This window comes from Halobium salinum (genome assembly GCF_026586625.1).
Taxonomy (GTDB): domain Archaea; phylum Halobacteriota; class Halobacteria; order Halobacteriales; family Haloferacaceae; genus Halobium; species Halobium salinum.
The window spans coordinates 346324-371868 of the sequence record NZ_JAODIW010000008.1; the positions used below are offsets into that span (position 1 = coordinate 346324).

The following is a 25545-nucleotide window of genomic DNA, read 5'->3' on the forward strand; positions in this document are numbered from 1 at the left end:
CGACCGGAGAAAGGCCTTTCGTTGTGCACGTTCGTGGATTGACGAGCGCGTCGCCCGAATTGCCGGCCGCGTCGCTCGACCGGTCGAAACCTCAGCCGTGGCTCGGACGAAGAGACGTCGGCGGTGTCGGTGTCGCGGGGACACCGACCGTCGTGGAGTTGTTCGTGCCTCCGGCGTTGCTCGCGTTTTCGTCGAGACGGGCGACCACGGCATCCGGTTCGCCGACGCGGTCACCGCTTCCAGTACGAGGGAGCGAACACCACGAGGACGGACAGAATCTCCAACCTGCCGATCCACATCAGAAACACCATGTACAGCTTCGCCGGCGCGGAGAAGGGCAGGAAGTTGTTCATCGGTCCGACGACACCGACCCCGGGCCCGACGTTACCGAGGGTCGCCACGGTCGCCCCGACCGCCTCGATGGCGGAGAGTTCGAGCCCGATTCGGAGGCTGTCGACGTAGATGAGCACCGTCGACACCGCGAAGATGGTGAAGAACGTCATCACGAACACGAGGATGCTTCTGACCGTCTCCTCCTCCGCGACGTTCCCCGAGAGCCGAATGGGGTGGACCGCCTCCGGGTGAATCGACTGGAACACCTCGCGGGACATCGCCTTCTGAATCACGTACCAGCGGACGATCTTGATGCCCCCGGCCGCGGAGCCGGCCGACCCGCCGAGGAACATGGCCAGGAGGAGCACGAGCTGGGTCGACTGGTCCCACGTGTTGAAGTCCATGCTCGCGTACCCCGTCGTGGTCACGATGGCGACCGTCTGGAACACGGCCTGGCGGAGCGCGTTCTCGACGTTACCGGGGATGGGGTCGATGTTGGTCGGCGCCTCGGCGAGGCCGACTCCGGCGAACAGCAGCCCCGCCAGGAGCGCGCTGACGACCGCCATCGCGAAGAGGTAGCCGCGGAACTCGTCGTTCCGGAGCAGCCGGCGGGGCTCTCCGCGGAACCCGTACCAGAACAGCGCGAAGTTGGTGCCGGCGACGACCATGAAGAGTATCACGGCCCACTGGATGGCCGGCGAGAACGCCTCCATACTCCGAGCCCGGGGAGAGAAGCCGCCGGTCGGGAGCGTGGTCAAGGCGTGCGCCACTGCCCCGTAGAAGTCCATGTTCGGTGCGACTCCGAGGAGGTGGAGCCCGTAGTAGGTGAGGACGGCGGCGAGGGTGAAGCCGGCGTAGATGGCCCACAGCGCACGGGCGGTGTCCTGGATGTGCGGCGTGAGCTTGTCGATAGTCACGCCCGGTGCCTCCTCGCGGAAAATCTGAGCACCGCCGACCGACAGCTCCGGGAGGATGGCGACCATGAGAACCAGGATTCCCATGCCGCCAAGCCACTGCGTCAGCTGTCGCCACATGAGAATCGAACGCGAGTGCGCCTCGAAGGAGATTTCGCCGAGGACGGTCGACCCCGTGGTCGTGAACCCGCTCATGCTCTCGAAGAGCGCGTTGACGGGCGAGGCAACCGTCCCCTGTCCGGCGACGAGGTACGGAATCGTCCCGACGACGGGGACGATAAGCCACGTGAGACTCACGAAGAGGAACGCCTCGCGGTGGCCGAGGTCGGGATCCGGCTGGAGCCGTTCGAGGGCGGTACCGAGGACGACCATGACGGCGGTCGTCACGAGAAACGGGAGCGGGCTCTCGCCGTACAGGAGGGCGACGGCCGTCGGAAACAGCGGTGCGGCGGAGAGGTACTTCAGCACCCGACCGATGAAGCTCAGACTCGACCGGTACTCGACGAAGTCACTGGGCTTAGAACCCGGACCGCCGTCGAGGACGGAGAGAGAGGCGGGACCCATCAGTATACACGGAACCATCAGCGCGCGCATAAGGGGTTCGGTATCCGAGAAGTCCGGGACTCGGTGGGGCCTGTCTACGCTATCGTCCCACAGTCTGCCCCTGCGCGGTGTCGACGCCCCACGGGAACCCGTGGCGTTTATCATACCGACCCGTGTTAGTACCCGATATGACTCAGAGAGCCGCCGGAGACGGCGTATTCGACCCGCGCGGGGGTCGCGAGGCAAGACAGCCACGGCGCAGCCCCCACATCGAACCATGAGCGGGTCGCGACTCTGGGGCGCGCTCGGCGTGGCAGTCGCTCTGCTCGGCGTCGTCATCATCGCTCCCGAGACGCTCACCGGAATCGTCGAGCACGGGGTCACGTCGCCGGAGGTGCTGTACGGGTTCGGCGTCGTGCTCGCGGCCGTCGTCACGGTACTCATCGTTCTGCCGAGCATGGTTCGCGGGTAAGTCGGCGCGGACCGCCGCCGACACGACCGGTACGAACCGAGCGGACCGGGCCGGACCGAGAAACTTTTTTAGGGGAATCGACAAGGAGCGCTCGTGCTATCGGTCGAGCTGCACGCGCACTCCGCGCTCTCGTACGACGGCCGCGACCCCGTCGAGCTGCTGCTCGAACAGGCCGCCGCCGTCGGCCTCGACGCCCTCGCCGTCACCGACCACGACGAGATAGACGCCAGCGTAGCGGCCGCGGAACGGGCCCCGGAGTACGGACTCGTCGGCATCCCCGGTATGGAAGTGACGACCGCCGCGGGCCACCTCCTGGCGTTCGGCATCGACGAACTCGTGCCGGCCGGCCTCCCCTTCGACGAGACGCTCGACCGCATCCGCGACCTCGGCGGGGTCGCAGTCGTCCCCCACCCGTTCCAGAAGTCCCGCCACGGCGTCGCGCCACACGTCTCGCGTGACCAACTCGCGAGCGCCGACGCCATCGAGACGTACAACTCCCGACTCCTGACCGGCGTCGCCAACAGACGCGCCGACCGCTTCGCCGTCCGCCGGGGGCTACCGACGACCGCCGGCAGCGACGCCCACATCGCCGAGATGGTCGGGCAGGCGGTGACGGAAGTCGGCACCGACGAGCGCAGCGCGGCGGCGATTCTCGACGCCATCGTCGACGGGCGAGCCAGCGTCAACGGGAGTCGGACGCCGTGGCGGGTCTCCGCCAGACAGGCCGCCGGCGGCGCGAAACGGCGGGTTCGACACCGCTTCGCCGACCTGCTGTGACCGCCGCAGGGGAGGACGAATCCGACCTGTCGGGCGTCGACGCCGACCTCGTCCGGGCGGCGCTCGGGGACAGTACCCCGCTCCCCGGCACCGGCGGGTTCGCCGGACGCCTCGACGGCGCCCTCGTCAGGGACGTGCTCGGCCGCCGGCCGGTGTTCTCCGAGGCCGACGATCCGACCGTCTGGAGCGACGACCCGACCGACCTCGTCGACCCCGACCCGGTTCCGGCCGGCTGTGTCCGTGACGGGACCGGCGACCGACGGGTGTGGACGCTCCCGTCGCCGCCGGCGTCCGATTCGGAGTCGGCCGGCGACACCGTCGAGTCGGCGGTCCGAACGAGCGTCGAGTCCGTCGACGCCGACGGGTTGGCCGTCGCGTTCTCCGGCGGCGTCGACTCCGCAGTCGTCGCCGCCGGCGTCCCCGAGGCGCCGTGTTACGTCGCCGGCTTCCCCGGCTCACACGACGTGGCCGCCGCTCGCGACGCCGCCGACGCGATGGGTCGCGAGTTGCGGGTGGTCGAACTCACCCACGACGACCTCGAACGGGCGGTGCCCGAGATTTCCCGGGCGACCGGTCGGGCGAACGCCATGGACGTCGCCATCGCCCTCCCGCTGTACCTCGTCGCCGAGTGCGTCGCCGCCGACGGGTACGACCGCCTCGCACTCGGGCAGGGAGCCGACGAACTGTTCGGGGGGTACGCGAAGGTCGTCGACCCCGCCGAGGACCACCGCGTCGACGCCGACACCGTCCGCGGGGCGACCCGCGAGGTCGTCGCGTCGCTCCCCGACCAACTGACCCGCGACGTGCTGACGCTCCGTGCCGCCGGCGTCGAGCCGGTGACGCCGCTGCTCCACGACCGGGTCGTCGACGCGGCGCTCCGACTGCCGGACGACCTCCTCGTCTCGGGCGACGAGCGGAAGGTGGCGCTCCGGCAGGCGGCGAGGGGGTTGGTGCCGGAGTCGGTTCGGACGGCCGACAAGAAGGCGGTCCAGTACGGCACCTACGCGTCGCGGGAACTGGATCGGCTGGCTCGGCAGGCCGGGTTCAAGCGGCGGATGGACGACCACGTCGGGCAGTACGTCGAGTCGTTGCTGGAGGAGTAGGGCGAACAGGCGACACGTCGGCCCGCGGGACGTGGAGTCGGCACTCGGAGCGGCGTGTCACACGACAGCCTCGACCGGCTCCGGAGCGACTCGTCAGGACATACGCCGGGGTGGTCCCGGCATCGCGTATCAACCTTCGGTGTGAGCGGTCGCCGACGACTCGGCCGTGGCGGCCGCGACCGCCTCGACGGCTTCGATACCGATTTCGACCGTATCGGGGTCCACGTCGCTCGCTCGAAGCTCCGCGGGCGTGTACCACTGCCAGACTTCGGGGTCTTCCTCGTCGTCGCCGTCGGGGTCGATGTCGCGGGAGTCGGCTTCGGCGAAGAACACGTGGTCTATGTGCTGGTGGTACGCTTCCCCGTCCTCGTTCACGTCGATGTCGTACAGCATCTGATAGCGCGGCGAGGGGAGCGCGCGGCCCGCCGGTGCCGGCACGTCGGGGGCATCGCCGACGAGTTCGGCGGCGAGGCCGGTCTCCTCTCTCACCTCGCGGAGGCCGGCCTCGTGGGGGAGTTCGTCGCGGTCGACGTGCCCGCCGGGCGGGATGCGGATGCCGAGACGGTCGTGCTCGTGGAGGGCGACGGCGCCGTCGTTGACGACGTAGACGGTGGCAGTGAAGTGGCGGGTGGTCTCCATGGCAGTCGCTCCGAACGCAGCGGCTTCGGCGTTGCGGATTCGGGTGGAAAAGACGGTGACTGCCGGCAGGTGGCTACGCTTCCGGCGTTACGGCAGCTGGACCGCTTCCTCGGCTTCGAGCAGCTCGTGGTAGCGGTTCCGGATGGTGACCTCGGAGATGTTCGCCACGTCGCTGACCTCGCTCTGTGTCACCTTCTCGTTGGTGAGCAGCGAGGCGGCGTACACCGCGGCGGCCGCGAGTCCGACCGGGGACTTCCCGGAGTGGACGCCCTGCTCTTTCGCGTTCTTCAGGAGCTGTCGAGCGCGACGCTCTGCCTCGTCGGAGAGGCCGAGGTCGGAGGCGAACCGCGGCACGTAGCTCTCGGGGTCGGCGGGCTGAATCTCGAGCTTGAGCTCGCGGACGATGTAGCGGTACGTCCGGGCGATCTCGTCCTTCTCGACGCGGGAGACGGCCGAAATCTCGTCGAGACTGCGCGGCGTGCCGGCCTGTCGGGCCGCGGCGTACAGCGCGCTGGTCGCGACGCCCTCGATAGAGCGACCCGGGAGCAGGTCCTCGTCGAGCGCGCGGCGGTAGATGACCGACGAGGTCTCGCGGACGTTGTCCGGGAGACCGAGCGCGGAGGCCATGCGGTCGATTTCGCCGAGGGCCTGCTTCAGGTTGCGCTCCTTGGAGTCGCGGGTACGGAAGCGCTCGTTCCACGTGCGCAGACGCTGCATCTTCTCGCGCTGGCGGCTGGACAGGGAGTTGCCGTAGGCGTCCTTGTTCTGCCAGCCGATGTTCGTCGACAGCCCCTTGTCGTGCATCATGTTCGTCGTCGGCGCGCCGACGCGGGACTTCTGGTCTTTCTCCTTCGAGTCGAACGCGCGCCACTCGGGGCCGTGGTCGATGGAGTCCTCGTCGACGACGAGACCACAGTCCTGACAGACGGTCTCGCCGTGTTCGTTGTCGGTCGCGAGGTGGCCGCCACACTCCGGACAGTGGAGCTCCTCGTCTGCGGTCTCGTTCTCGTCGGCACCGGTTTCGGCCTCGTTCTCTCGGGCTCGCTCGGCCGTGTAGCTTCGGACGCTTTCAGTCATTGTGTGCTGGGGGGTTAGGGGGGGGTGGGTGGGGTGAGTCAGATGGCTCTGCGTCCTGTCGTTCTTCACTCCCCTCTAGCGGAGTCTGCTACTTAAGACTTCTGTCTTATTACACTACATGTAAAAAAGAAAATTGAGTCTGTGAAGTTCGTACCGGCCGAAACCGATTCCGTCGACCGGGTGGCGACGGGTTCCCGGGTTCACCACCACTCCTCACGTGAAGATATATGTAGGTTTCGTCGCCGAGGGGTGAATCGGAGGCGCTCGGGTCGGTGCGGGTGAGTGACCGCCCCCGATTCGAAACCCTTACTCCCGGTCCGTGGCACCGACGAGGTATGAGCGACACCGCCGACGAGGAGCGCGCGGCGTCGGTGACCGCCGACGACGTCCGTCACGTCGCCGAACTGGCGCGGGTCGACCTCGACGAGGGCGAGGTCGACGAGTTCGCCGCGCAGTTCGTCGACATCCTGGAGTACTTCGAGGCGCTCGACGAAGTCCCCGAAGTCGACACCGAGGACGACCTCGCGAACGTCATGCGGCCCGACGAGGTCCGCGACGGCCTCAGTCAGGAGGAGGCGCTCTCGAACGCCACGGAGACCGAAGACGGCTACTTCAAAGGACCGCGGGTGTCCTGAATGGCCGACGCCGACCTCAACGTCTTCGTCACGGAGGAGCGCATCGAGGGCGAGGACGACGGTCCCCTCGCCGGGAAGACGGTCGCCGTCAAGGACAACCTCTCGACCGAGGGCGTTCGCACCACCTGCGGGTCCGCCATGCTCGATGACTACGTTCCGCCGTACGACGCCACCGTCGTCCGCCGCCTGAAGGGGGCCGGCGCCACCATCGTCGGCAAGGCGAACATGGACGAGTTCGGGATGGGCGGCACGACCGAGACCTCCGCCTACGGCCCGACGCGGAACCCCGTCGACCCCGAGCGCGTCCCCGGCGGCTCCTCGGGCGGGTCGGCGGCCGCCGTCGCCGCCGGCGAGGCCGACCTCGCGCTCGGCACCGACACCGGCGGCTCCGTCCGTAACCCCGCCGCCTTCTGTGGCGTCGTCGGCATCAAGCCGACCTACGGGTTGGTCTCGCGATACGGGCTCGTCGCCTACGCAAACTCCCTCGAACAGGTCGGCCCGCTGGCCCCGACCGTCGAGGGGGCCGCCGCCCTGCTCGACGCCGTCGCCGGCCCCGACGAGCGCGACGGGACCACCCGCGACCCGACCGAGGCCGTCGACGACTACCCCGACGGGAGCTACGCGGACGCCGCCGACGGCGACGTGGACGGCACCACGATAGGGGTCGTCTCCGACCTCGTCGAGGGCGCCGACGAGGCGGTCGTCGGGGCGTTCGAGGACGCGATTGCGGACCTCGAATCCCAGGGCGCGGAGGTCGTCGACGTGTCGCTCGAGTCGGTCGAGCACGCCGTGCAGGCGTACTACGTCATCGCCATGTCCGAGGCCTCCTCGAACCTCGCGCGCTACGACGGCGTGCGCTACGGGAAGTCGGGGGGCTACGAGGGCAACTGGAACGACGCGTTCGCCCGCGCCCGCGAGGAAGGGTTCGGCCCGGAGGTCAAGCGCCGAATCCTTCTCGGCACCTACGCCCTCTCGGCGGGCTACCACGACAAGTACTACAAGAAGGCGCAGGACGCCCGCGCGTGGGTGAAGCAGGACTTCGACGAGGCCCTGAGCGAGGCCGACGTGCTCGCGACGCCGACGATGCCCGTCCTGCCGCCGAAGGTCGGCGACAGCCTCGACGACCCCCTCTCGCTGTACCTGATGGACGCGAACACCGTCCCGGTGAACCTCGCGAACCTCCCCGCCATCTCGGTGCCGGCGGGCGAGGCCGAGGGGCTCCCGGTCGGCCTCCAGCTCGTCGGCCCGAAGTTCGGCGAGCACGATATCGTCCGGGTCGCGAGCGCGGTCGAGAACTGAACGGTCGTTCCGTACCCCGTTTTCTCACCCCCTGAGCAGGTTCAGCACTTCGTCGACCACGTCGGACTCGACGGCGACGACGTAGCGCGCACCGGGTTCGAGAACGGTCTCCGGGCCGCCGATGCGGTTTCCCTGGTAGTCGACGACGATGATGCTCCCGCGGGGGAGCCGCACCTCGTCGAGACGCTTGCCCGCGACGGGTGCACCTTCGGCTATCTCGACTTCGAGCACCTCCACGTCGCCGAACACCTCCTCGACGGTGCGGACGCCGACGCCGGTTATCTCGTTGGCCGCGGTCCGGGCGCCGGAGCGTTCGGGGAAGACGACGCCGTCGACGAACTCGGCGTACAGGTCGTCCGGCGTCGTCGTCGTCCGCATGACGGTTCGCACGTCCGCGAGGCGCTGGGCGGCCATGCAGACCGCGAAGTTCGTCGCCTCGTCGTCGGTGAGCGCGGCGACTACGTCCGCGCGGTCGAGCCGTGCCTGTCGGAGCACGGAGGGCCGGGAGGCGTCGCCCTCGATGACGGTCGCGACGTACTCGTCGCTCAACTCGGCCGCGCGCTCGGCGTCAGTCTCGACGAGCGTCACGTTGTGGCCGCGGTCGTGGAGCAGTTCGGCGGTCCGGAGGCCGAGTTCGCCGCCGCCGGCGACGACGACGCGAAGGTCCCCGGTTCGTTCGTAGTCGGTGTCGGATGTCGGGTTTCGGCTCATATCAGGCGGTCTCCTCGTCGACATCGGCGTCGAGGTCGATAGGTTCGGGGTCGGCGACGGTCGCCTCCGCGGCCGCCGTCGGTTCGGGGCGTCCCTCGTCCGTACGCCCGCTACGTGCCAGCAGGAGATAGACGACCCCCCCGAGAACCAGCCAGCCGACCGCGAGCGCCCATGTCTCGGCGTCGATGAACAGCCCCAGCAGGAGGTTGCAGACGATGCCCAGCGCGGGCGTCACGGGGTAGAAGGGCACCTGGAACGGTCGCCGGAGGTCGGGCTGTTGGCGTCGGAGTCTGAACACGGCGACGTTGACGATGGTGAACCCCAGCAGGGAGAACAGGCTGGCGAGTTTCCCGACGGTGCCGATGGGGACGACGAGGACGGCGACGAGCATCACCGCGGCGCTGGCGAGGACGCCGACGAACGGCGTCCCGTAGCGGTGGTGGAGCCGCCCGAGGACGGCCGGGAGCTGTCGTTCCCGTCCCATCGCGAACGCCACGCGGCTGGAGCCGATGACGACGGCGTTGAGCGCGCTGATGGTCGAGAAGACGGCACCGAAGGCGATGATGGCCGCGCCGGTCCCCAACACCGGGAGCGAGGGCATGAACCCCTCCGCGGCCTGCGCGACGGCCGTCTCCCCCGCGGCGGCGAGGCGCTCCGGGCCGAGTGTCCCGATGGCGACGAACACGACGAACAGGTAGACGACGACCGTGACGACGACCGAGAGCAGGATGGCCCGCGGGATGTTCACGGTCGGATTCTCGACCTCCTCGGTCACCGTCGCGATGAGGTCGTACCCCTGGAAGGCGATGAACGTCAGCCCCATCGCCGGGAGCACCGCGAGCGCCCCGTTCGGGAACAGCGGGTCGAACTCGGCGCCGCGGGCGACCGGGAGGCCGAGGACGACGAACAGCCCGAGGATGGCGATTTTGACGAGCGTGATGGCCGTCTCCGCCCCGCCGCTGGCCTCCGTCGACAGCGCGTTCAGCGCGACGAGGACGACGACGGCCAGGAGGGCGTAGGCGACGGGTGGGCCCGGCAGGGTCACGCCGTACAGGTGGACGAATTCCACGAAGTTCGAGGAGAACCCGAGCGCGTACAGCGCGCCCGCGATCATGTACGTGAACCACCGCGTCCACCCCATGACGAACGCGACGGGCGCCGAGAACACCTCGCGGACGTAGGCGTACCCGCCGCCGTTCCGAGGAATCGCGGCCGCGAGTTCGGCGTACGAGAGTGCGGTGAACGTCGTCACGCCGCCGTTGAGGGCGAACGCGACGATGGCGGCGGGACCGGCGAGTTCGGTCGCCAACCCCGTGAGGACGAAGATACCCGCCCCGATCATCGCCCCGATGCCGACCATCGTCGCGTCGAGCAGACCCAGGCTCGCCGCGGGCGCACGCTCCCCGGGCTGACTCACGGTTCACCTCCGGTCGCCGGTCCGAACCGGCCGGGCGAAGCGTGCATACTGCTACCAATCGTCGGTGCGGAGCTAAAACGTTCCTCCCGACGGGGTTACTCGACGTCCAACAACTGGAGCGCCTGTCGGATGTGGAAACTCGTGGTGGGGTGCTCGGCGCTGTCGAGAGCCGAACGGAGGTGGTCCCGAAGTGTGTCGTCACGGTCGTCGGCCTCCGTGGGGGGGTCGAAACGGGTCATACCCCCACACAGATGTGGCCGATAGTTAATGTTTTGATAGTGTCACGAACTTTCGGCCGGACAGGAGCCACGTCGCCGTTCGGTCGGCCAACAACGACCAACTCGTTTTCGGTGGTTCCGGAACGCTTTTGCGGTCGTCGTCTGTGCGTGACAGCATGGCAAGCGAAGAAGTGGAGAGCGAACTCCGCACGCAGCTCCTCGAAGCGTTCTCGGGCGCCGACTACCCCGTCAGCAACCAGATGGACCTCGTCCCCGCCCTCCCGAACGGGCCGGGCACGAAGTTCGAGGCCGGCGACGGCGAGGTGTCGTTCACCGCGATGGAGATGGCCGCGAAGCTGGGCAGTCACCAGGAGTTCCCCTACGACTCCGCCGAGAAGCTCGTCGACGACGTGATGGAGGGGCTCCGCGAAGAGGGGATGCTCTGAGCGGACGGTCGTAACCGGGTCCGAGTCGCTCGCCGACACGGTCGGTGGTGGCTCGGACCCGAGCCCCGAGGCGACCCGCTTCCGACCCACCTCCTCGGCCGTCGCGACTCCTTCCTCGCGATGGCCGCGCAGTCCTCGACGTGAGCCACCGCTGGAGCGGTCGCTGTCGACCCGACCGCCCGGACTGCGTCACCGGGTCGCCGGTCGGAGCGCTCTGAACGTGTCCGCGTCTACCGACTCGGCGTCGACTTGGACGAACCCCCGCTCGGTGAACACCGACTCCCAGTTCCGGTAGTAGAGCGGAATCTCCTCCGTCACGTAGTTCACGCCGCGCGTACCGGTCGCGTCGGGGACGTCACCGGTGTGGTCGTCGACCACCCCGCCGGCCTCACCCTCACGCCCGCCGTCGCCGTCCTCGGCGCCACGCTCGCCTCGTTCGCTCTCGACTTCGACCGTGACGAGGAGGTCGCTGGCGATTCGAGCCACCTCGTCGAACACCCACTCGTTCTCGGGTGGGATGTGTTGGAGAGTCTGGACCGAGTAGACCGCGGCGAACGCGTCGTCGTCGGAGTCCGCGACGAGATTCTCTATCGACTCGGTGTAGAAGCTCCCGTCCCTCGTGAGGTCGGGGTACGCGTCGGCCATCACCTCGAAGGACTCGCCGTTCACGTCGACCCCGTGGAGGTCGTCGTAGCCGGCGTCGTGGAGGTGCGCGAGGTGGCGGCCGGCGCTACAGCCCAGTTCGAGGACGGGCGCGTCGGGCTCGACGAACCGGTCGAGAGCCCCCCGGACCAGCTCGCTTCGCTCGTCCGGCCCGTAGTACGCGTAGTACTCGGGGGAGTACTCCCCGGAGCGCTCGGCCCACCGTTCGTGGACCCGATGAGAAGTCACGAGTACCGACCCGACGCCCAGCCGTAAAGCCCCTCGCACTCGCCGGGCGACCGGCCTACGGGGTGACAGGAGCCGGCCGTCGGTCGGTCCTGCCTCAGTCGTCCGCGGCCCCGCCGAACTGCTGCGGTGGGAGCCGGAGGTCGTCCAGCCCGGGCAGGTGTTTGACGTTGTAGATGATCTGCAGTTCGTCGGAGGCGGGGACCCCGATACAGGAGAGGCGAATCCCGGCGTCGAGCATCTGCGCCGAAAGCACGTGGTTCGAGGGCATCTTCAGCTCCCCGTCGAACAGCGCGACCGCGCAGTTCGCACACGCCCCGCCCCGGCAGGCAAAGGGCCACGAGAAGCCGCGGTTCTCCGCGGCTTCGAGCAGGCTCTCGTCGGGCTCACAGTAGAACTTCCCGTAGTCCTCGGGGTCGTACCCGCCGTCCGCGGCCTTCTCGAACAGGTCGTCGTCGTCGATCTCCCACCCCTCGTCGGCGACCACGTCGTAGTTGAGATACTCGACCCGCGTCCCTTCGGCCTCGGATTCGGCCGTGTCCGGGTCGGCCGACGTCGACCCGCTCGCGGCCTCCGCCGAGCCGTTCGTCCGCGGCCCACCGGCGCCGTCGCCGGCTCCGCTCGACTCGGACGGCTCCGACGCCGCCGTCTCGGACTCCGCGGACGCACTGGCGTCCCCGTTCGTCGCGGGCCCGTCGGCGTCGGCGACGCCGACCGCGGCGCGGAACGCGCGCTCGGGGTAGTCGGTCTTCGTGGCCTCGTACGCGGCTCGCACCCGCGCGAACTCGTCGCGACTCCCGCCGTGGTCCGGGTGTGCCTCCTTCACCCGCCGTCTGTACGCTCGCTTGATTTCGGTGTCGTCGGCGTCGGGACTGACGTCCAGAACGTCGAACGGGGAGTCCACACGCCCGGTTAGGGGATGAGACGCATAAATCCTCTCTCATCGGAAACCCTGGCGTCCCACCGTCTCGCGTCCCGCAGTGGGCTGGCTCCAGGGAGTCGACCCGCCGCCGGCCGGAGCGCTCCTCGATTCGTTCCGGACTGCTCCGGGTCACTCCCCCCGTCGCTCCCGGCCGTGTTCCTCACAGAGCACTTCGCCGGTCTCGGGGTCGAGGTAGAACGGCTCGCCGGCGACCACCGACGCTCCGCAGACGCTACAGCCGTCGTCGTGACGCAGGAAGTACTTGCCTTCCGCCTCGCCGGTGACGAGCCGGTCGGCCCCCACCGCGGGCCGCGTCAGCCCCTCGCCGATTTGGGTCCGCTCCGCCGAGTCCGCCTCTTCGAACCGGATGGGTCGCATATCGGTCGATAGCGAGTCGGGCGACAAAAGCCGCGCGACCCGAGCCTGTGCGGTGGGCCGGCCGCCGCAGGCAGCCGCAGCGAGGGGTTCATTGTCGTCCGTTTCCAAAGACGGGTGTGCTTCCGGAGCTGCTCGCGGAACTGCCGGCGTGGCTGGTTGCCGGCCTCGGGATGGGTGCCGTCGCCAGTTGCGTCGTCGCCCTCGTCTTCGTCGTCGGCGGCCGCCTCTTTCCGACGGCCCCCGTCGACCCGGCCCAGCGTATCGACGGGACGGCCCGCCGACGCGCCGAGATTCGGAGCTACCTCCGGGCCATCGGCGAACCGTTCGCCGAGGACCACCCCGTCCACGGCCGCACGGTCGCCTTCTACCTTCCCGGTCGAGACGTGGCGATTACGTTCGACGCGCAGGCGTACTTCCACATCGAGCGCGAGGGGAGCTACGCGGTGCTGTGTGAACACGAGATGCCCGGCGCCGCGCTGGGCCGGCGCCTCCCCTTCGAGGTGCCCGAACTGGACCCTCGACTCGACGAGATGGACGACCCCATCCGCGAGGCGTTCGAGTTGCTCGGACTCGGCGCGACCGCGAGCCCCGACGACATCAAGCGAGCCTACCGAAACCAGGTCAAGGAGGCCCACCCGGACCACGGCGGCAGTCGCGAAGAGTTCCAGCGCCTCCGCGAGGCGTACACGACCGCGAAGAGCCACGCCGACTGAGGCGCCGACGTGGGGAGCGCGAGGCTCGGAAGACGGCCCTCGCCCTGTCAGCCGGCGACTTCCGCGAGCTCGACGACGAGTCCCGGAACGACGAGCAGGAACAGACCGGCGACGACGAGGAGGGCCGGCAGGAAGAGCAGCCCCATCTCGGTGAACAGCCACAGTCCGAGACCGGCGACGACGGCCAGCAGGCCGACGAGTCGGAGCAACCAGACGACGATTCCGTCGAGTCCGGCGTCCGCGAACGCGTCGACGACGTCGAGCGCTTCGTCCATCTGTGCGCTGGCGTAGACGCCGGAGCCCCTTATCGGTGGGTGGCTCGGTCGGCCCGCGAAACGAGTCAATCGAATCGGTCGTTCGTACAACAAGATATCGCCTACATACCCATACATACATTCTGATGCACTCGTTTTATCAATCTCGAACGTTCTGTGACGATTATGCGTCGACGTTCCTTCCTGACTGCGCTCGCACTGGGGACCGCCGGAGCGGCGAGTTCCTCGGACACGCTCGTCGCCGACGCCGCCGCGGCGACGGCCATCGACCATCTCGAGTTCGACTCGGCGGCGAGTCTCCTCGACGCCTCCGGCGGGAGGCTGACCGACGGCTCCCGAATCGCGGTCCTCGCGGAGTCGACCGCGTGGAACGGCGACGGCGACGGGGACGGCGACGCTGTCGACTACGGTTCGGCCGACGTCCCGCTCGTCGCCGTCGACGGCGACGTCGTCGGGTTCGGGGCGACGCTCGTCGCCGACGACGCGAACTTCCGTAGCGGGAACGAGGAGTTCGTCCTGAACGTCTGGGACGCTCACCTCGGCGGCTCCGGGACCGTGCTCTACGACGAGGGACACGACCAGTACAACTCCCTCTCGGGCTTCTCGAACATGGCGAACTACGCCGAGGAGGCCGGCTACACGGTGCAGGCCACCTCGACGCTCGCCGCCGACCTCGCTACCGCCGACGCGGTGTGGCTCACCGGCCCCGCGACGGCGTTCACGAGTTCGGAGCAGTCCGCACTCGTCGACTTCGTCGCGAACGGCGGCGCGCTGTTCGCCCACGACCGCTCGGACTACTCGAACTACGACGAGACGGCGAACCTCAACGACCTCGCGGAGGCGCTCTCGCTCGCCTTCCGCTTCAACGACGACGAGGTCGTCGACGACACGAACAACGCGGGCGTGAGCTACACGCCGACGACGACGCGGTTCGACACCGCCTTCGACTACTTCGGCGACCGGCCGGGGCTGGAGATAGACCCGAACGCGACCCACGACGTGGCCGTCATCGACGTGAACGACGGCGACACCGTCGACGTGCGCTTCGACAGCGGGCGCGAGGAGACCGTCCGCATCCTCGGCATCGACACGCCGGAGAAAGAACAGTACCAGCGGTACGAGCGCGAGGAGGAGTGGGAGGGCATCGAGAGCCTCGACTACCTCGCGACGTGGGGGCAGAACGCCACCGACTACGCGGTGCAGGAGCTCTCCGGCGCCCGCGTCGACATCTCCTTCGACGGCGCCGAACCGAGCATCTTCGACGCCTACGACCGCCTACTCGGCTACATCCACTACGACGCCGGGAGCGGGAGCCGCGACGCCTTCTACAATTACGACATGGTCGCGAAGGGGTACGCCCGCCTCTACGCCTCGGGCTTCTCGAACCACGAGTCGTTCGCGGCCGCCGAGCGTACGGCCCGTGCGGACGGGGTGAACGTGTGGACCGACAGCGACCCCGACGCCTCCTCCGAGTACCGCAACCGCGACGCCGACGACCTGTTCGTCCCGAAGGCGACGACGGTGCGGACGGCCTCGGGTGGTATCGAGGACGCACGGGTCCCGTTGTACGCCGAGTCCACGGCCACACAGGCTACCACCGGCGGCTACGACTACGGGGGCGCCGACCTCCCACTGATGGGCGTGGACGAGACCGCGGGCGTCGCCGTCGTCGGCGGCCTCCTCGTCGACGAGGCCTACGAGCAGAACGAGGGGTTCGCGGTCGACACCTCGACGTACGAGAACTTCGTCGTCCTGACGAACCTCGTCGACTACCTCGCCTCGCGCTCGGGCGACGTGCTCGTCGACGGCGGCCACGGACAGTTCGCCGAGGACTACGCGCTCTCGGCGGAGGACGTCGCGTACTACCAGCGCCACCTCGAAGGGTTCGACGTCGGCCTCGAAGGGGTGAACGACCTGACCGGCGAGAACCTCGACCGGGGCCGCGCGCTCCTCGTCTCGACGCCCCCGCAGGCGTTCACGAGCGCCGAACTCGACGCCGTGGGGTCGTTCGTCGACGACGGCGGTGCGGTGATTCTCCTGGGCGCGAGCAACGCCCCCGACGCGCCGGTGACGAACCTCAACGAGGTGGCGGCCGGTCTGGGCACGGACATCCGGCTGAACGACGACGCCGTCTCGGACGCCTCGAACAACGTGAACGGCGACTCGTCGCTGCCGACGACGACCGTCTTCGACACCTCGTTCCCGCTGTTCGACGCCTACCCGGCGACGGGCGGGAGCGGGTCGCTCGCCATCGCGACGATTCACGAGGACGCCGCCGGCGACGACTCCACGAACCTCGAAGACGAGTACGTCGTCTTCGAGAACGCGGGGAGCGGGGACCTCGACCTCACCGGGTACACCGTCGAGGACGAGGCCGGACACACGTACGCGTTCCCGACCGGCTACACCCTCACCGGCGGCGCGTCGGTCACGCTCCACACCGGAAGCGGCACGGACACCGACGCCGACCTCTACTGGGGTCGCGGGTCGTCGGTGTGGAACAACTCCGGTGACACCTGCTTCGTGTACGACGACGCGGGCTCGCTGGTCGTCCAACAGTCGACCTCGGAGTCCGGCGGGGACGACGGCGGGAGCGGCTCGATAGCCGTGCAGTCGGTCCACCCCGACGCCGCCGGTTCGGACGGCGACAACCTCGAAGACGAGTACGTCGTCTTCGAGAACACCGGGTCCGGGAGTCTCGACCTCACCGGGTACACCGTCGAGGACTCGGTCGGGAAGACGTACCGCTTCCCGAGCGGCGCGAGTCTCGACGCCGGAGCGACGGTCACCCTCCACACCGGAAGCGGCGCCGACACGGCCGCGGACCGGTACTGGGCCTACGGCTCGCCGGTGTGGAACAACACCGGCGACACGGTGAACGTCTTCGACGACGGCGGGTCACAGGTCGAGTCGTACACGTACTGAGGCGGCCCATCAGGGACGGTTCGGCGTCCGTCTCAGCCCAGTTCCTGTACGAACGTCACCTGCTTCTCCTCGAAGCCGGTCTCGCGGTAGAGCCGCCGTGCGGCCGCGTTTCCCCACTCGCAGGAGACCTTCAGGTGGTCGCACCCTCGCTCTTTGGCGAGCCCCTTCGCGCGCTCTATCGCCTCGGTGCCGTACCCCCGATTTCGGTGCTCGGCCGCCACGAACAGGTTCACCAGTTTCGTGTACCGGCCGAACTCCCGCGAGGGGTGTGTGCCCTCGGCGAGCGTGAGGAAGCCGACCGTCTCGCCGTCGACTTCGACGAGGTAGTCCCGGATGTCGTCGCGCTCGAAATGGTCTCGGAACGCGTCGCCGGGCACCTCGTCTGCGCCGTCGTAAACGAGTTCGTTGAACCGGGAGTACTGCTCCATCCCACTCGCCAGCGAGAACCAGTACTCGACGAGCGTCCCGGCGTCGTCCTCGGTGGCCTCGACGAGTTCCATGCTGTGACCGTCGCGCGGCGGGTACTCGACCCTTGCGTCGGCACGGAGTGTGTTCACGGTCGCCATGGGATGCCGCCAACCGCGTCCGTCGACCCCTACCCCTCGACCACTTCGTACGCCACGTCGCCGTCGCGGAGCGCGTCCGTCACGCGCCCCACCGCGTCCGTGGTCGCGGCCACGACGACCGAGCGACCGCGGGCGGCGGCCTCCGCGGCGGCTTCGCCGGCGGCGACCGTCACGGTGGGTTCGACGTCGACGCCGCGCAGGGCGACGACCGCCTCGACGCCGGCGGCGACGACGAGGTCCGCCCCGGCGCAGGCCGCGGCGAGCGCGTCGGCGTCGACCGCGCGGCTCCCGCCCGAGCGGACGGCCGGCACCTGGACGACGCTGACGCGGCCGGGTTCCATCTCGATGACGCCCTCGAACCCCGAGACGCCCACGTCCTCGCCGGCGGCCGCGTCCGTGGTGGCGACGCCCGTCGCCGGCCCCTCGTCGCCCGGCGTCGCGTGGAGCAGGCCCTCCCGAAGCGAGAGGGTGACCGTCTCGCCGACTTCCACGTCGGCGACGGCGACGGCGGCGTCCTCGCCGACGCTGCCGAGCACGTCGTCGGTGACGTGGTCGGCGAACCGACGGATGTCCTTCGCCTCCTGGAACAGCCAGTCGACGCCCTCCTTCGTCACGCGGTACCGCGACCGGCCCTCCTTCTCGACGAGGCCGTCCTCGACGAGGTCGCGGATGTACTCCGAGACGGCCTGGCTGGTGACGCCGACGGCCTCGGCGATTTCGCCCTGGCTCACCGCCGGCTGGCGGTCGGCGATCTCGACGAGGATGCGAAAGCGCGTCGCCGTCCGCTTGTCTTCGAGAGCGCCGCTCATACCTCGCCGCTTGGGGCCGGACGGTAAAAAAGCACGCCACGCGGGCGTGACGGGTACGTGTCGGGAGTGCCCTCGACGACCGTTCGGCTTTTCAACCGGAACCCTGAATCGTCGGTGTCGACATGGTCTCCGACCCCTCCGTCCCCTCCAACGACACCGACGACGCCGACGACGCCGACCGACCGGCCATCTCCAGACGGCGACTGCTCGGCGGCGTCGCCACCGCGGGTCTCGTTGCCGGTGGCACCCTCGCCGTCGGCGCCGAGTCGCCGACGACGCTCCCCGACCTGCTGACGGACACGGCGACGAAACTGTATCCGACGCCGCCCGAGATTACCGCGCTCTGGCGTCCCACCGTGACCGAGGGCCACGCCCGCGAGGCGGTCGACCTGCTCGCCGACACCGTCTCCGAGGGGGAGCGACTCTGGGAGCGGACCGACACGGACGAACACTTCCTCGGTGCGGGCGGGTGGCTGGAGAACGCCCGCGAGTCGCTCGGGGAGGCGAAGTATCACGATGCGCTGTTCGAGGCCGGGTACGGCCTCCAGTTCGCCGGCGAGAGTCTCGGAGTCGCTCGGGCGCGACTCGGCCGGGCCGACCTCGGGTCGCTGGCCGACCGCGGGTTCGGCCTCCTCGACCGGGTCGACGCCCTCGCGGCCGACCTCGACCCCTATCCGGTGAGCGACCCCGGCCGCGACCTCGCCTGGTACTACCGAATCGAGCGCGACCTCGTCTTCGCACGCTTCGACGCCGACTGGGGTACGGAGGCGATGGAAGCCGCCAGGAACGGCGTCGACGACGCGAACGGTCCCGAGGCCGAGGAGTACAGCCCCCGCGACGTCGGCACCCTCACGGGGCGACTCCTGCAGGGACGACTTCACGTCCGGACCGCCGAACGGTTCCGCGACCTCCTCGCGGAGAGACTGGACGGCGACACGGGCGACACGACCGACTACGCAGACCACCTCCGGAGCGCCACCGGGGAGTTCCGCGCCGAAATCGAGGCGCTCCCGTCGCGCGGCGAGATTCGGTCGTCCTATCTCGACGAGGTCGACGACGACGGTAGGTACGGACCGTACGGGTTCGCCCGGTCACGACTCGCGATGTGGTGTTTCGACTCGGACTACCGTTTCGGTTGGGACGACAGCGACGGGTTGCTCACACACCGTGCGGTCGAGACGTCGAAGGCGGTCGCACAGCGGCGCGCACACGAGTTCGCACTCGACCGACTGGTCGTCGGTCCCGACGACGAGGGGTTCGACTCGGGACACACCCTCGCGGAGAAGCGTCGGGCGCGAGCGACGTACCGCTCGGTCGTCGGGTCCGACCCGCCGCCGCTGCTCACGCGACAGGTGAAGCGAGCGGTCGAGGACCTGCAGGTGGCGAAGGTCGGCTTCGCCGGGAACTACCAGCGGCCGCTGTGGCGCGAGCGCCTGAAGGCGTACCTCTACGCGCTGGTCGGGCGGGCGAAACTCCGCGAGTACCCGGCGGTCTACGACGCGGTCGTCTCGGTCGAGTGAATCGCTCCGAGAGGGACGACCGGGAGAACGTATCTGTCAGACGAGGGTGACGAGGAGGTCCGTCGCCAGCGACGACGCCCGTGCGAGCGCCGACGCCGACTCCGGCCCTACCGCCGACGCCGACCCCGCCATCGACGCCGACCCGCCCGACCCCGACTCCACGTACTCCCAGTCGTACACGTGGTTCAGGAGGGCGTACGTCACGACTCCCAGCGACAGCGAGAGGAGCCACGACCCCGCCGCGACGCGCCCGACGCGCTTGTGGGGCGTCTCGTTTCTGAGCTCCGTCGGGGTGTGGGTGATACCGAGTACCAGCGCGTAGAGCACCACGGGCACCGCGACGATGGAGAGGATGATGTGCACCGCCAGCATCGCGAGGTAGGCGTAGTAGACACCCGTAGGGCCGACGAACTCCTTCGTCCCGCCGCCCCCGATCTTCAGCAGGTACATCACGAGGAAGACGAGGATGAGCCCGAACGAGGAGGCCATCGCGGCGCGGTGCTTGTCGACGTCCCCCTGTCGGATGAAGTACCAGCCAAGCGCGATGACGCCGACGTTGAGCGCGTTGACGGCGGCGATGGCGTCGGTGAGCAGGTTCACCTGTGGGAGGGTGAGTTCGGGGTACACCTGCGTGCCGGCGCCCAGATAGGAGGCGGCGAACGTCCCGACGACGAGACCGTATCCGAGGACGGAGAGGACTGCGGTGACGGCGGCGGGATGCTCCTTCACCGCGTTGTCTTCGCTGGCCGTTGCCATACCGGCGGTTGGGACGGGCGGGGGATGTGGTTTCGGATTCCGAGTCGGAGCCCTCCCGGTGTCGGTGAGGTCGGACCCCCCGGCCATCTCGGAGGAGCCGGACCCGGCACGCCGGGGTCCGGTGACTGTAACGCCGACTTCAGTATCCATCAGCTACTTGAGAGTCGAGTCGCGATGGCCACCGACGATGCCACGGCCCTCCTCCCGCAGGCGGGTCCTCGCCGGAACGGCCACCGCTTGTACGGCCCTGGCCTGTGGGAGCGTTCCGGAGCGCCTCGGCGCCGCCCACCGACACGACCCCTACCCGCCACGTGAAGGTGGCCGCCGGCGCGCACAGCGGACGACCCGGACGGCCGACCCCGACGGTCTCGAAGCGTTCGTCGACGGCGTCGTCGCGCGGAGCTTCGACGAACACGGACCCGACGGGGCGGCCGTCTCGGTGGTCCACGACGGCGAGGTCGCCCTGTCGAAGGGGTACGGCCACGAGTACCTCGACCCGGATACGCCGGTCGACCCGGGGCGCTCGAACTTCCGGGTCGGGTCGATTTCGAAGGTGTTCACGTGGACCGCGGCGATGCAGTTGGTCGACCGCGGCGCCGTCGACCCGCACGCGCCCGCGAGGGAGTACCTCGACGCGGTGACGGTCCCGGACGGCGAAGCACCGGTGTCGCTCGCGCACCTCGCGACGCACACGCCGGGGTTCGTCCAGCGGACGGCCGGCAACGTCGCGACCGACCTCGACGGACTCCGACCCTTGGCCGAGACGCTCGAGGCCTATCCGCCCCACCGGTTCGCCCCACCGGGTGAGGTGCCGAGCTACACGAACTACGTCGCCGCGCTCGCGGGCCAACTCGTCGCGGACGTCGCGGGGACGACGTTCGAATCCTACGTCGCGGACGAACTGTTCGACCCGCTCGGGATGGACCACAGCACGGCCGGACAGGCACCCGACGCGCTCTATCCGGAGACGGCCGCGGCGGCCGCCGACCGGGAGGACTGGTACTCGAACGTCCCGCCCGCGTCCGGGGTCACGTCGACCGCGACGGGGATGGCGGCCTTCGCCCTGGCACATCTCGGTGGCGGCGACCGAATCCTCTCGTCGGAGGCGACCGCGGCGATGCACCGTCGGTGGTTCACGCCCGACGAGGCGCTCGCCGGGATGACGTTCGGGATGCCGGCGTTCCGGCGGGGCGGAACGCGAATCCTCCGACACGCCGGCGGGACGCGTCGGTTCGCGAGCGATTTCCTGCTCGTCCCCCGACTCGGCCTCGGGGTGTTCGTCTCGTACCACGGGCAGACCCTCGGTGCGGCCGGCCGGGCGAAGACCGACTTCGTCGACGCCTTCCTCGACCGGTACGTCCCGGTCGACGACGCCGACGCTCCCACGCCCCGTGAGGGGCGGCCGACACGTGGGGACGAACTGGAAGGCACGTACCGGTCGGTACAGGCGGCGGAGAACCCGACGTACGAGAAGCTCCCGATAGCGCTGCTCGGTTCGCGACAGGTCGAAGTGCGCGTCGACGGCGACGCTCTCCGTACCGGCTCCGGCGACGACGCGGACCGCTGGGTCGAGGTCGAACCGCTCGTCTTCCGGCGCGAGGGCGGGTCCGGGACGCTCGCCTTCCTCGAATCGGGAGGGAGTGTGACACACCTCGTCGAAGCGGGGGCGCCGCACACCGCCCTGGAGCGGGTCCCACGACGGGGACATCTCGACGCACACGGGGCGCTCGCCGCTGCCGGCGGACTCGCCGCCCTCTCCGGCGCGGTCGCCTGGCCCGCGGGCGCCGCGTGGCGTCGGCTCCGGCGACTCCGCGGCGGAGGAGCCGGCGACGGCGGGGTCGGCGACCGGACGGGCGCCAGTGTCGACGGGCGGGAGGGTACCGACGGCGACGGCCCGCCGCGGACCGCAGACTCGCCGTCGGCGCCGCCGCGTCTCGCTCGCTGGACTGCCGGGTCGATACCGGTTCTCCTGGCCGCCTTCGTTCTCGCGCTCGGGCACGTCGTCGCCTCGAGCGGGCTCTGGCGGCCGCCCTCCTGGCTCCCGGCCGCGTTCGTCCTGCCGGTTCTCGCGGCCGTCGCGACGGGGGTGACGTGCGTGTACGCGGTGCGGTCCTGGCGCGAAGGGTACTGGAGCCTCCCGGCGCGCATCCACTACACGCTCGTCGCCGCCGGGGCGGTCGTCCTCTGTGGGCTACTCCGGTACTGGAACCTGCTTCTCGGACCACTGGCCCCGTGATGCGACTCGACTACTTCCCGTCGCCGAGCCGGTCGCGGGCCGACCCGGCCGCGTCGCCGACCCGCTCCGCCGCTCCCTCCGCGGCCGCCCGCGACGCCGCCCCCGTCGACCGCGCCGCCCGGTGGGTAGCGTGCCACGACGCGAGCAGGTGGAACCAGACGACGACGGAGCCGACGAAGACGAACGCCGTCGTCGAGAGCCCGTCGACGAGCAGTCCTCGGAGCGGGAACTCCGGGCCGACCGGTGCGAGGACGACCGACGCTGGGACGACGAGTTCGAGACCGACGACGTTGAGCGTGAACGCCGTCCCGCCGACGACGCCGTTGGCGGCGTTCTTCGCCAACTCCTTCTTCGAGGTGAACACGCTCCACGCAAGCAGGACGGCGCCGCCGACCGACGAGAGCGCGTCCCAGAGCTCCGCGACGTATCGTCCTCGGCTGACGCGGCGTCCGGCGCGCACGGCGAGAGCGCGACCGAGGCGCTTCAGCGCGACGACCCCGAGGCCGAGACCGCCGAAGAACAGGAGCGCGAACAGCACGCTGTGGCGGAACGGGTCGGCGACGAACGTGGCGAACGGGAGCGCCGCCGCGAGGCCGAGCGCGAAGACCGTCCCGGCGGTCGCGTACCGTTTCGGTCCGTCGACCCACAGGAGGACGACGGTCGTCGCGGCGGCGCCGACCGCGACGGCGACGACCGGCGGGACGACGGCCCCCGCGGCGAGCGCCGCGACGACGCCCAGGAGGGCGGCGAAGAGGTCGGTGCCGGACATCGGTTCGGCACGGGCGTTCGACCGGGAGCGGGAAAAGTCCGGAGGCGGTGAGGTCGGGCGGAACCGGCGCCGATTCAGATGACGCCCGTCGCCGTCGCCACGTGGACCGCCGCCTCCTCGGTGATGCCGTCGCCGAGGATGGTGTAGCGGTCCCGGATGGTGTGGGCCGTAGTCAGCGCCTCGACGACCTCCTCGTCGGTGACGCCGAGGTCGTCGGCCGTCGTGGGGGCGTCGATGCCGGCGAGAGCGTTGCGGATGTCCGCCCACTGACCCTTCTCGCCGGAGTGGAGGAACTCGGTCATGATGGAGCCGACGCCGACCTGGTGGCCGTGGAGCGCCTTCCCGGGCGCGATGCGGTCGAGTTGGTGGGAGAAGAGGTGCTCGGCGCCCGAGGCGGGTCGCGAGGAGCCGGCGATGGACATGGCGACCCCCGAGGACATGAGCGCCTTCGCGACTATCCAGGAGGACTCCTCCAGCCCTTTCTTGATGGAGCCCGCGTTGCCGACGAGCATCTCGGCGGTCATCTCCGAGAGCGCACCGGCGTACTCCGAGTACTCGACGTTCTTCAGGCGGTTGGCGAGGCGCCAGTCTTTCACCGCGGTGTAGTTCGAGATGATGTCGGCACAGCCGGCGGTCGTCAGCTCCCACGGCGCCTTCGCGAGCAGTTCGGTGTCGGCGACGACCGCGAGCGGCGGGTCGGCGGCGACGGAGTGACGGGTGTCGCCCTCCGGGATGGAGGAGCGACCGGAGACGATGCCGTCGTGGCTCGCGGCCGTCGGGACGGAGACGAAGCCGACCCCGAGGTGGTCGGAGGCCATCTTCGCGATGTCGACGGGTTTGCCGCCGCCGAGACCGACCAGAAAGCCGGCGTCGCACTCCTCGGCGGCCGCGACGACGCGCTCGACGGACTCGAAGCTCGCCTTCTCGACGGTGACGGTCTCCGCGCCGTCGAACTGGCCGACGACGCGGTCGCCGGCGAGACGCATCGGGGTCGGACTGGTGACGACCAGCGGCGTCCCCGAGAGGTAGAGCTCGTCGACGGCCTCCCCGAGCCGGTCGAGGACGCCGTGGCCCACGAGGACGTTCCGTGGGAGCTTGATCCACGTCGATTTCTCGAACATACCCGGTGTGGTGCGCCCCCGGATGAAACCGTTTCGGGAGCGACGTGTCGGGACGACGACGCCCGGTCCGGGAACCGCCGGCGGCGCTCGGCCGGCCAACCGCCGGCGGCGTTCGACCGACCAACCGGCAGGGTGGGGCTCCGGAAGGGGCCGGCTTCTGGACGAAGCACGGCGACGCAAGCACCGCAGGGAGTGAGTGAAACGAACGACCGAGGAGCACAGCGAGCCGCGCGAGTCCAGAAGCCGGGGGCTTCCGAGAGTCCTCAGAGAAACGTGGACCGTTCCGTCGTTCGTGTGGTGACCGAGAGCGTCAGCGAATCTTGCTCACAACAGCGTCGTCACCGCGTCGTAGAGGAACACGACGCCGAACCCGGCGAGCACGAGTGCGCTCACGACGGCGACGACGGGCGCGAACTCGTCGACGCGGCGCTCGGCCGTGACCAGCGCGGCCGGGAACCCCGTCGCCCAGAGCAGGATTCCGGCGAAGAACCCGACGACGAGCGCCGGGCTCCCCGTCTCGACGACGAGCGTCCCCGCCAGCGAGTCGCCGACGTACGGCATCTCGGCGAGCAGGTCGGCCTCGCCCTTCCTGAGTAGACCGACGCCCATCGTGAGCCAGAACAGAATCTGGTAGGGGTTGGCGAGCGCGAGGACGAACGCCTTGCGGAAGCCGGTACTCGTCGCGGCGCTCCCCGGTGCCGTCGGGGCGTCGCCGCTTCCGTCGGCCCGGGTGTCGGCCCCGTCGCCGCCGGCGTCTCCGTCCGACTGCACGCGTTCGGGCCGGAACGTCTCCTCCGCGCCCTTCGCGGCACCGTAGGCGAAGTACACCATGAGGAGTCCGCCGACGCCGACCATGAGGGCGCGGACGGTGGGGTACCGCTCGACGAAGCCGACGACCCCGACCAGCGCGAGGAGGAAGAACGTCGCGTCCGCGGAGAGGGCGCCAAGGCCGGCCTTGAAGCCGGCGCCCCACCCGCGCAGGACGCTCTCCTCGGCGATGACGGCGTTCATCGGACCGGGCGGGGCGGCGAGGGCGAGGCCGAACACGACGCCGGCGAGTGCGGAGGAGAGCGCGTCGAGCAT

At 69.8% G+C, this 25545-nt stretch carries 26 protein-coding genes; 10 read left to right on the top strand and 16 right to left on the bottom strand.

Annotation, left to right across the window (positions count from 1 at the left end):
* Positions 1-230: 230 nt before the first annotated feature.
* The gene (locus N5095_RS13875) at positions 231-1811 is read right to left on the bottom strand and encodes a TrkH family potassium uptake protein (RefSeq protein ID WP_267623493.1); all 1581 of its coding nucleotides are present in this window, start codon (positions 1809-1811) and stop codon (positions 231-233) included.
* A 256-nt stretch (positions 1812-2067) separates the two neighbouring features.
* Here N5095_RS13875 and N5095_RS13880 point away from each other — a divergent pair, with 256 nt between their 5' ends.
* The 3 genes from N5095_RS13880 to N5095_RS13890 all read left to right on the top strand — a co-directional run bounded on the left by N5095_RS13880 (position 2068) and on the right by N5095_RS13890 (position 4142).
* The gene (locus N5095_RS13880) at positions 2068-2262 is read left to right on the top strand and encodes a hypothetical protein (protein WP_267623494.1); all 195 of its coding nucleotides are present in this window, start codon (positions 2068-2070) and stop codon (positions 2260-2262) included.
* Positions 2263-2355: 93 nt separating this feature from the next.
* Complete coding sequence (locus N5095_RS13885; protein WP_267623495.1) at positions 2356-3039, top strand: PHP domain-containing protein; 684 nt, start codon at positions 2356-2358, stop codon at positions 3037-3039.
* 26 nt (positions 3040-3065) lie between these two features.
* Positions 3066-4142 (top strand): asparagine synthase C-terminal domain-containing protein, encoded by a 1077-nt coding sequence (locus N5095_RS13890; protein WP_267624487.1) that lies wholly within the window; start codon positions 3066-3068, stop codon positions 4140-4142.
* 129 nt (positions 4143-4271) lie between these two features.
* Here N5095_RS13890 and N5095_RS13895 read toward each other — a convergent pair whose 3' ends face one another.
* Both N5095_RS13895 and N5095_RS13900 read right to left on the bottom strand, forming a co-directional pair.
* Positions 4272-4781, bottom strand: a complete 510-nt coding sequence (locus N5095_RS13895) for an NUDIX hydrolase (RefSeq protein WP_267623497.1) — start codon at positions 4779-4781, stop codon at positions 4272-4274.
* Between the two features lie 87 nt (positions 4782-4868).
* The gene (locus N5095_RS13900; RefSeq protein ID WP_267623498.1) at positions 4869-5858 is read right to left on the bottom strand and encodes a transcription initiation factor IIB; all 990 of its coding nucleotides are present in this window, start codon (positions 5856-5858) and stop codon (positions 4869-4871) included.
* 335 nt (positions 5859-6193) lie between these two features.
* Between N5095_RS13900 and gatC the strand changes: the two genes are divergently transcribed.
* A complete protein-coding gene (gene gatC / locus N5095_RS13905) occupies positions 6194-6493 on the top strand; it encodes an Asp-tRNA(Asn)/Glu-tRNA(Gln) amidotransferase subunit GatC (RefSeq protein WP_267623500.1) in 300 nt (99 codons plus the stop codon).
* Positions 6494-7792 (top strand): Asp-tRNA(Asn)/Glu-tRNA(Gln) amidotransferase subunit GatA, encoded by a 1299-nt coding sequence (gene gatA, locus N5095_RS13910; protein WP_267623501.1) that lies wholly within the window; start codon positions 6494-6496, stop codon positions 7790-7792.
* A gap of 24 nt (positions 7793-7816) precedes the next feature.
* Here the strand turns inward: gatA and N5095_RS13915 are convergent, their stop codons facing one another.
* From N5095_RS13915 to N5095_RS13925, 3 genes are all read right to left on the bottom strand, one after another.
* A complete protein-coding gene (locus N5095_RS13915) occupies positions 7817-8503 on the bottom strand; it encodes a potassium channel family protein (protein WP_267623502.1) in 687 nt (228 codons plus the stop codon).
* Between the two features lies 1 nt (position 8504).
* The gene (locus N5095_RS13920; protein ID WP_267623503.1) at positions 8505-9920 is read right to left on the bottom strand and encodes an APC family permease; all 1416 of its coding nucleotides are present in this window, start codon (positions 9918-9920) and stop codon (positions 8505-8507) included.
* Positions 9921-10015: 95 nt separating this feature from the next.
* A complete protein-coding gene (locus N5095_RS13925; RefSeq protein ID WP_267623505.1) occupies positions 10016-10159 on the bottom strand; it encodes a hypothetical protein in 144 nt (47 codons plus the stop codon).
* Positions 10160-10314: 155 nt separating this feature from the next.
* Here N5095_RS13925 and N5095_RS13930 point away from each other — a divergent pair, with 155 nt between their 5' ends.
* Positions 10315-10584, top strand: a complete 270-nt coding sequence (locus tag N5095_RS13930) for an MTH865 family protein (protein ID WP_267623506.1) — start codon at positions 10315-10317, stop codon at positions 10582-10584.
* A 189-nt stretch (positions 10585-10773) separates the two neighbouring features.
* Here the strand turns inward: N5095_RS13930 and N5095_RS13935 are convergent, their stop codons facing one another.
* The 3 genes from N5095_RS13935 to N5095_RS13945 form a co-directional block, all read right to left on the bottom strand.
* Positions 10774-11475: a class I SAM-dependent methyltransferase gene (locus tag N5095_RS13935; RefSeq protein WP_267623508.1), complete on the bottom strand. Its 702-nt coding sequence runs from the start codon at positions 11473-11475 to the stop codon at positions 10774-10776.
* A gap of 94 nt (positions 11476-11569) precedes the next feature.
* On the bottom strand, positions 11570-12376 hold the full coding sequence (fer, locus tag N5095_RS13940; RefSeq protein WP_267623510.1) for a ferredoxin Fer: 807 nt from the start codon (positions 12374-12376) through the stop codon (positions 11570-11572).
* A 147-nt stretch (positions 12377-12523) separates the two neighbouring features.
* On the bottom strand, positions 12524-12772 hold the full coding sequence (locus N5095_RS13945; protein ID WP_267623511.1) for a DUF8075 family protein: 249 nt from the start codon (positions 12770-12772) through the stop codon (positions 12524-12526).
* A gap of 116 nt (positions 12773-12888) precedes the next feature.
* On the opposite strand from N5095_RS13945, the gene N5095_RS13950 reads away from it, so the two are divergent.
* The gene (locus tag N5095_RS13950; RefSeq protein WP_267623512.1) at positions 12889-13485 is read left to right on the top strand and encodes a J domain-containing protein; all 597 of its coding nucleotides are present in this window, start codon (positions 12889-12891) and stop codon (positions 13483-13485) included.
* A gap of 47 nt (positions 13486-13532) precedes the next feature.
* On the opposite strand, the gene N5095_RS13955 is transcribed toward N5095_RS13950, so the two are convergent.
* Positions 13533-13760, bottom strand: coding sequence for a hypothetical protein (locus N5095_RS13955; protein WP_267623514.1), 228 nt, complete (start codon positions 13758-13760; stop codon positions 13533-13535).
* A 165-nt stretch (positions 13761-13925) separates the two neighbouring features.
* On the opposite strand from N5095_RS13955, the gene N5095_RS13960 reads away from it, so the two are divergent.
* Entirely contained in the window at positions 13926-16685 is a 2760-nt protein-coding gene (locus tag N5095_RS13960) for a DUF4350 domain-containing protein (protein ID WP_267623515.1), read from the top strand.
* 32 nt (positions 16686-16717) lie between these two features.
* Here the strand turns inward: N5095_RS13960 and N5095_RS13965 are convergent, their stop codons facing one another.
* Positions 16718-17185, bottom strand: a complete 468-nt coding sequence (locus N5095_RS13965) for a GNAT family N-acetyltransferase (RefSeq protein WP_267623517.1) — start codon at positions 17183-17185, stop codon at positions 16718-16720.
* A 95-nt stretch (positions 17186-17280) separates the two neighbouring features.
* A complete protein-coding gene (locus N5095_RS13970; RefSeq protein ID WP_267623518.1) occupies positions 17281-18060 on the bottom strand; it encodes a DUF7839 domain-containing protein in 780 nt (259 codons plus the stop codon).
* Between the two features lie 122 nt (positions 18061-18182).
* Between N5095_RS13970 and N5095_RS13975 the strand changes: the two genes are divergently transcribed.
* Positions 18183-19580, top strand: coding sequence for a hypothetical protein (locus N5095_RS13975; RefSeq protein ID WP_267623519.1), 1398 nt, complete (start codon positions 18183-18185; stop codon positions 19578-19580).
* 36 nt (positions 19581-19616) lie between these two features.
* On the opposite strand, the gene N5095_RS13980 is transcribed toward N5095_RS13975, so the two are convergent.
* Positions 19617-20336: a DUF420 domain-containing protein gene (locus N5095_RS13980; RefSeq protein ID WP_267623521.1), complete on the bottom strand. Its 720-nt coding sequence runs from the start codon at positions 20334-20336 to the stop codon at positions 19617-19619.
* Between the two features lie 187 nt (positions 20337-20523).
* On the opposite strand from N5095_RS13980, the gene N5095_RS13985 reads away from it, so the two are divergent.
* A complete protein-coding gene (locus N5095_RS13985) occupies positions 20524-22572 on the top strand; it encodes a serine hydrolase domain-containing protein (RefSeq protein WP_267623523.1) in 2049 nt (682 codons plus the stop codon).
* Positions 22573-22582: 10 nt separating this feature from the next.
* Here N5095_RS13985 and N5095_RS13990 read toward each other — a convergent pair whose 3' ends face one another.
* The 3 genes from N5095_RS13990 to N5095_RS14000 all read right to left on the bottom strand — a co-directional run bounded on the left by N5095_RS13990 (position 22583) and on the right by N5095_RS14000 (position 25545).
* Positions 22583-23341, bottom strand: coding sequence for a hypothetical protein (locus N5095_RS13990; protein ID WP_267623524.1), 759 nt, complete (start codon positions 23339-23341; stop codon positions 22583-22585).
* Between the two features lie 74 nt (positions 23342-23415).
* Positions 23416-24462 carry an NAD(P)-dependent glycerol-1-phosphate dehydrogenase gene (locus N5095_RS13995; protein ID WP_267623525.1) on the bottom strand — a complete coding sequence of 349 codons (1047 nt, stop codon included), beginning with the start codon at positions 24460-24462 and terminating at the stop codon, positions 23416-23418.
* A 324-nt stretch (positions 24463-24786) separates the two neighbouring features.
* A complete protein-coding gene (locus tag N5095_RS14000; RefSeq protein WP_267623526.1) occupies positions 24787-25545 on the bottom strand; it encodes a LysE family translocator in 759 nt (252 codons plus the stop codon).

Coding starts and splice junctions, on each gene's coding strand:
- N5095_RS13875 (WP_267623493.1), bottom strand. CDS start 1,811: ATGGGTCCCGCCTCTCTCTCCGTCCTCGACGGCGGTCCGGGTTCTAAG.
- N5095_RS13880 (WP_267623494.1), top strand. CDS start 2,068: ATGAGCGGGTCGCGACTCTGGGGCGCGCTCGGCGTGGCAGTCGCTCTG.
- N5095_RS13895 (WP_267623497.1), bottom strand. CDS start 4,781: ATGGAGACCACCCGCCACTTCACTGCCACCGTCTACGTCGTCAACGAC.
- N5095_RS13900 (WP_267623498.1), bottom strand. CDS start 5,858: ATGACTGAAAGCGTCCGAAGCTACACGGCCGAGCGAGCCCGAGAGAAC.
- gatC (WP_267623500.1), top strand. CDS start 6,194: ATGAGCGACACCGCCGACGAGGAGCGCGCGGCGTCGGTGACCGCCGAC.
- gatA (WP_267623501.1), top strand. CDS start 6,494: ATGGCCGACGCCGACCTCAACGTCTTCGTCACGGAGGAGCGCATCGAG.
- N5095_RS13915 (WP_267623502.1), bottom strand. CDS start 8,503: ATGAGCCGAAACCCGACATCCGACACCGACTACGAACGAACCGGGGAC.
- N5095_RS13925 (WP_267623505.1), bottom strand. CDS start 10,159: ATGACCCGTTTCGACCCCCCCACGGAGGCCGACGACCGTGACGACACA.
- N5095_RS13930 (WP_267623506.1), top strand. CDS start 10,315: ATGGCAAGCGAAGAAGTGGAGAGCGAACTCCGCACGCAGCTCCTCGAA.
- N5095_RS13945 (WP_267623511.1), bottom strand. CDS start 12,772: ATGCGACCCATCCGGTTCGAAGAGGCGGACTCGGCGGAGCGGACCCAA.
- N5095_RS13955 (WP_267623514.1), bottom strand. CDS start 13,760: ATGGACGAAGCGCTCGACGTCGTCGACGCGTTCGCGGACGCCGGACTC.
- N5095_RS13960 (WP_267623515.1), top strand. CDS start 13,926: ATGCGTCGACGTTCCTTCCTGACTGCGCTCGCACTGGGGACCGCCGGA.
- N5095_RS13965 (WP_267623517.1), bottom strand. CDS start 17,185: ATGGAACTCGTCGAGGCCACCGAGGACGACGCCGGGACGCTCGTCGAG.
- N5095_RS13970 (WP_267623518.1), bottom strand. CDS start 18,060: ATGAGCGGCGCTCTCGAAGACAAGCGGACGGCGACGCGCTTTCGCATC.
- N5095_RS13975 (WP_267623519.1), top strand. CDS start 18,183: ATGGTCTCCGACCCCTCCGTCCCCTCCAACGACACCGACGACGCCGAC.
- N5095_RS13980 (WP_267623521.1), bottom strand. CDS start 20,336: ATGGCAACGGCCAGCGAAGACAACGCGGTGAAGGAGCATCCCGCCGCC.
- N5095_RS13985 (WP_267623523.1), top strand. CDS start 20,524: ATGCCACGGCCCTCCTCCCGCAGGCGGGTCCTCGCCGGAACGGCCACC.
- N5095_RS13990 (WP_267623524.1), bottom strand. CDS start 23,341: ATGTCCGGCACCGACCTCTTCGCCGCCCTCCTGGGCGTCGTCGCGGCG.
- N5095_RS13995 (WP_267623525.1), bottom strand. CDS start 24,462: ATGTTCGAGAAATCGACGTGGATCAAGCTCCCACGGAACGTCCTCGTG.
- N5095_RS14000 (WP_267623526.1), bottom strand. CDS start 25,545: ATGCTCGACGCGCTCTCCTCCGCACTCGCCGGCGTCGTGTTCGGCCTC.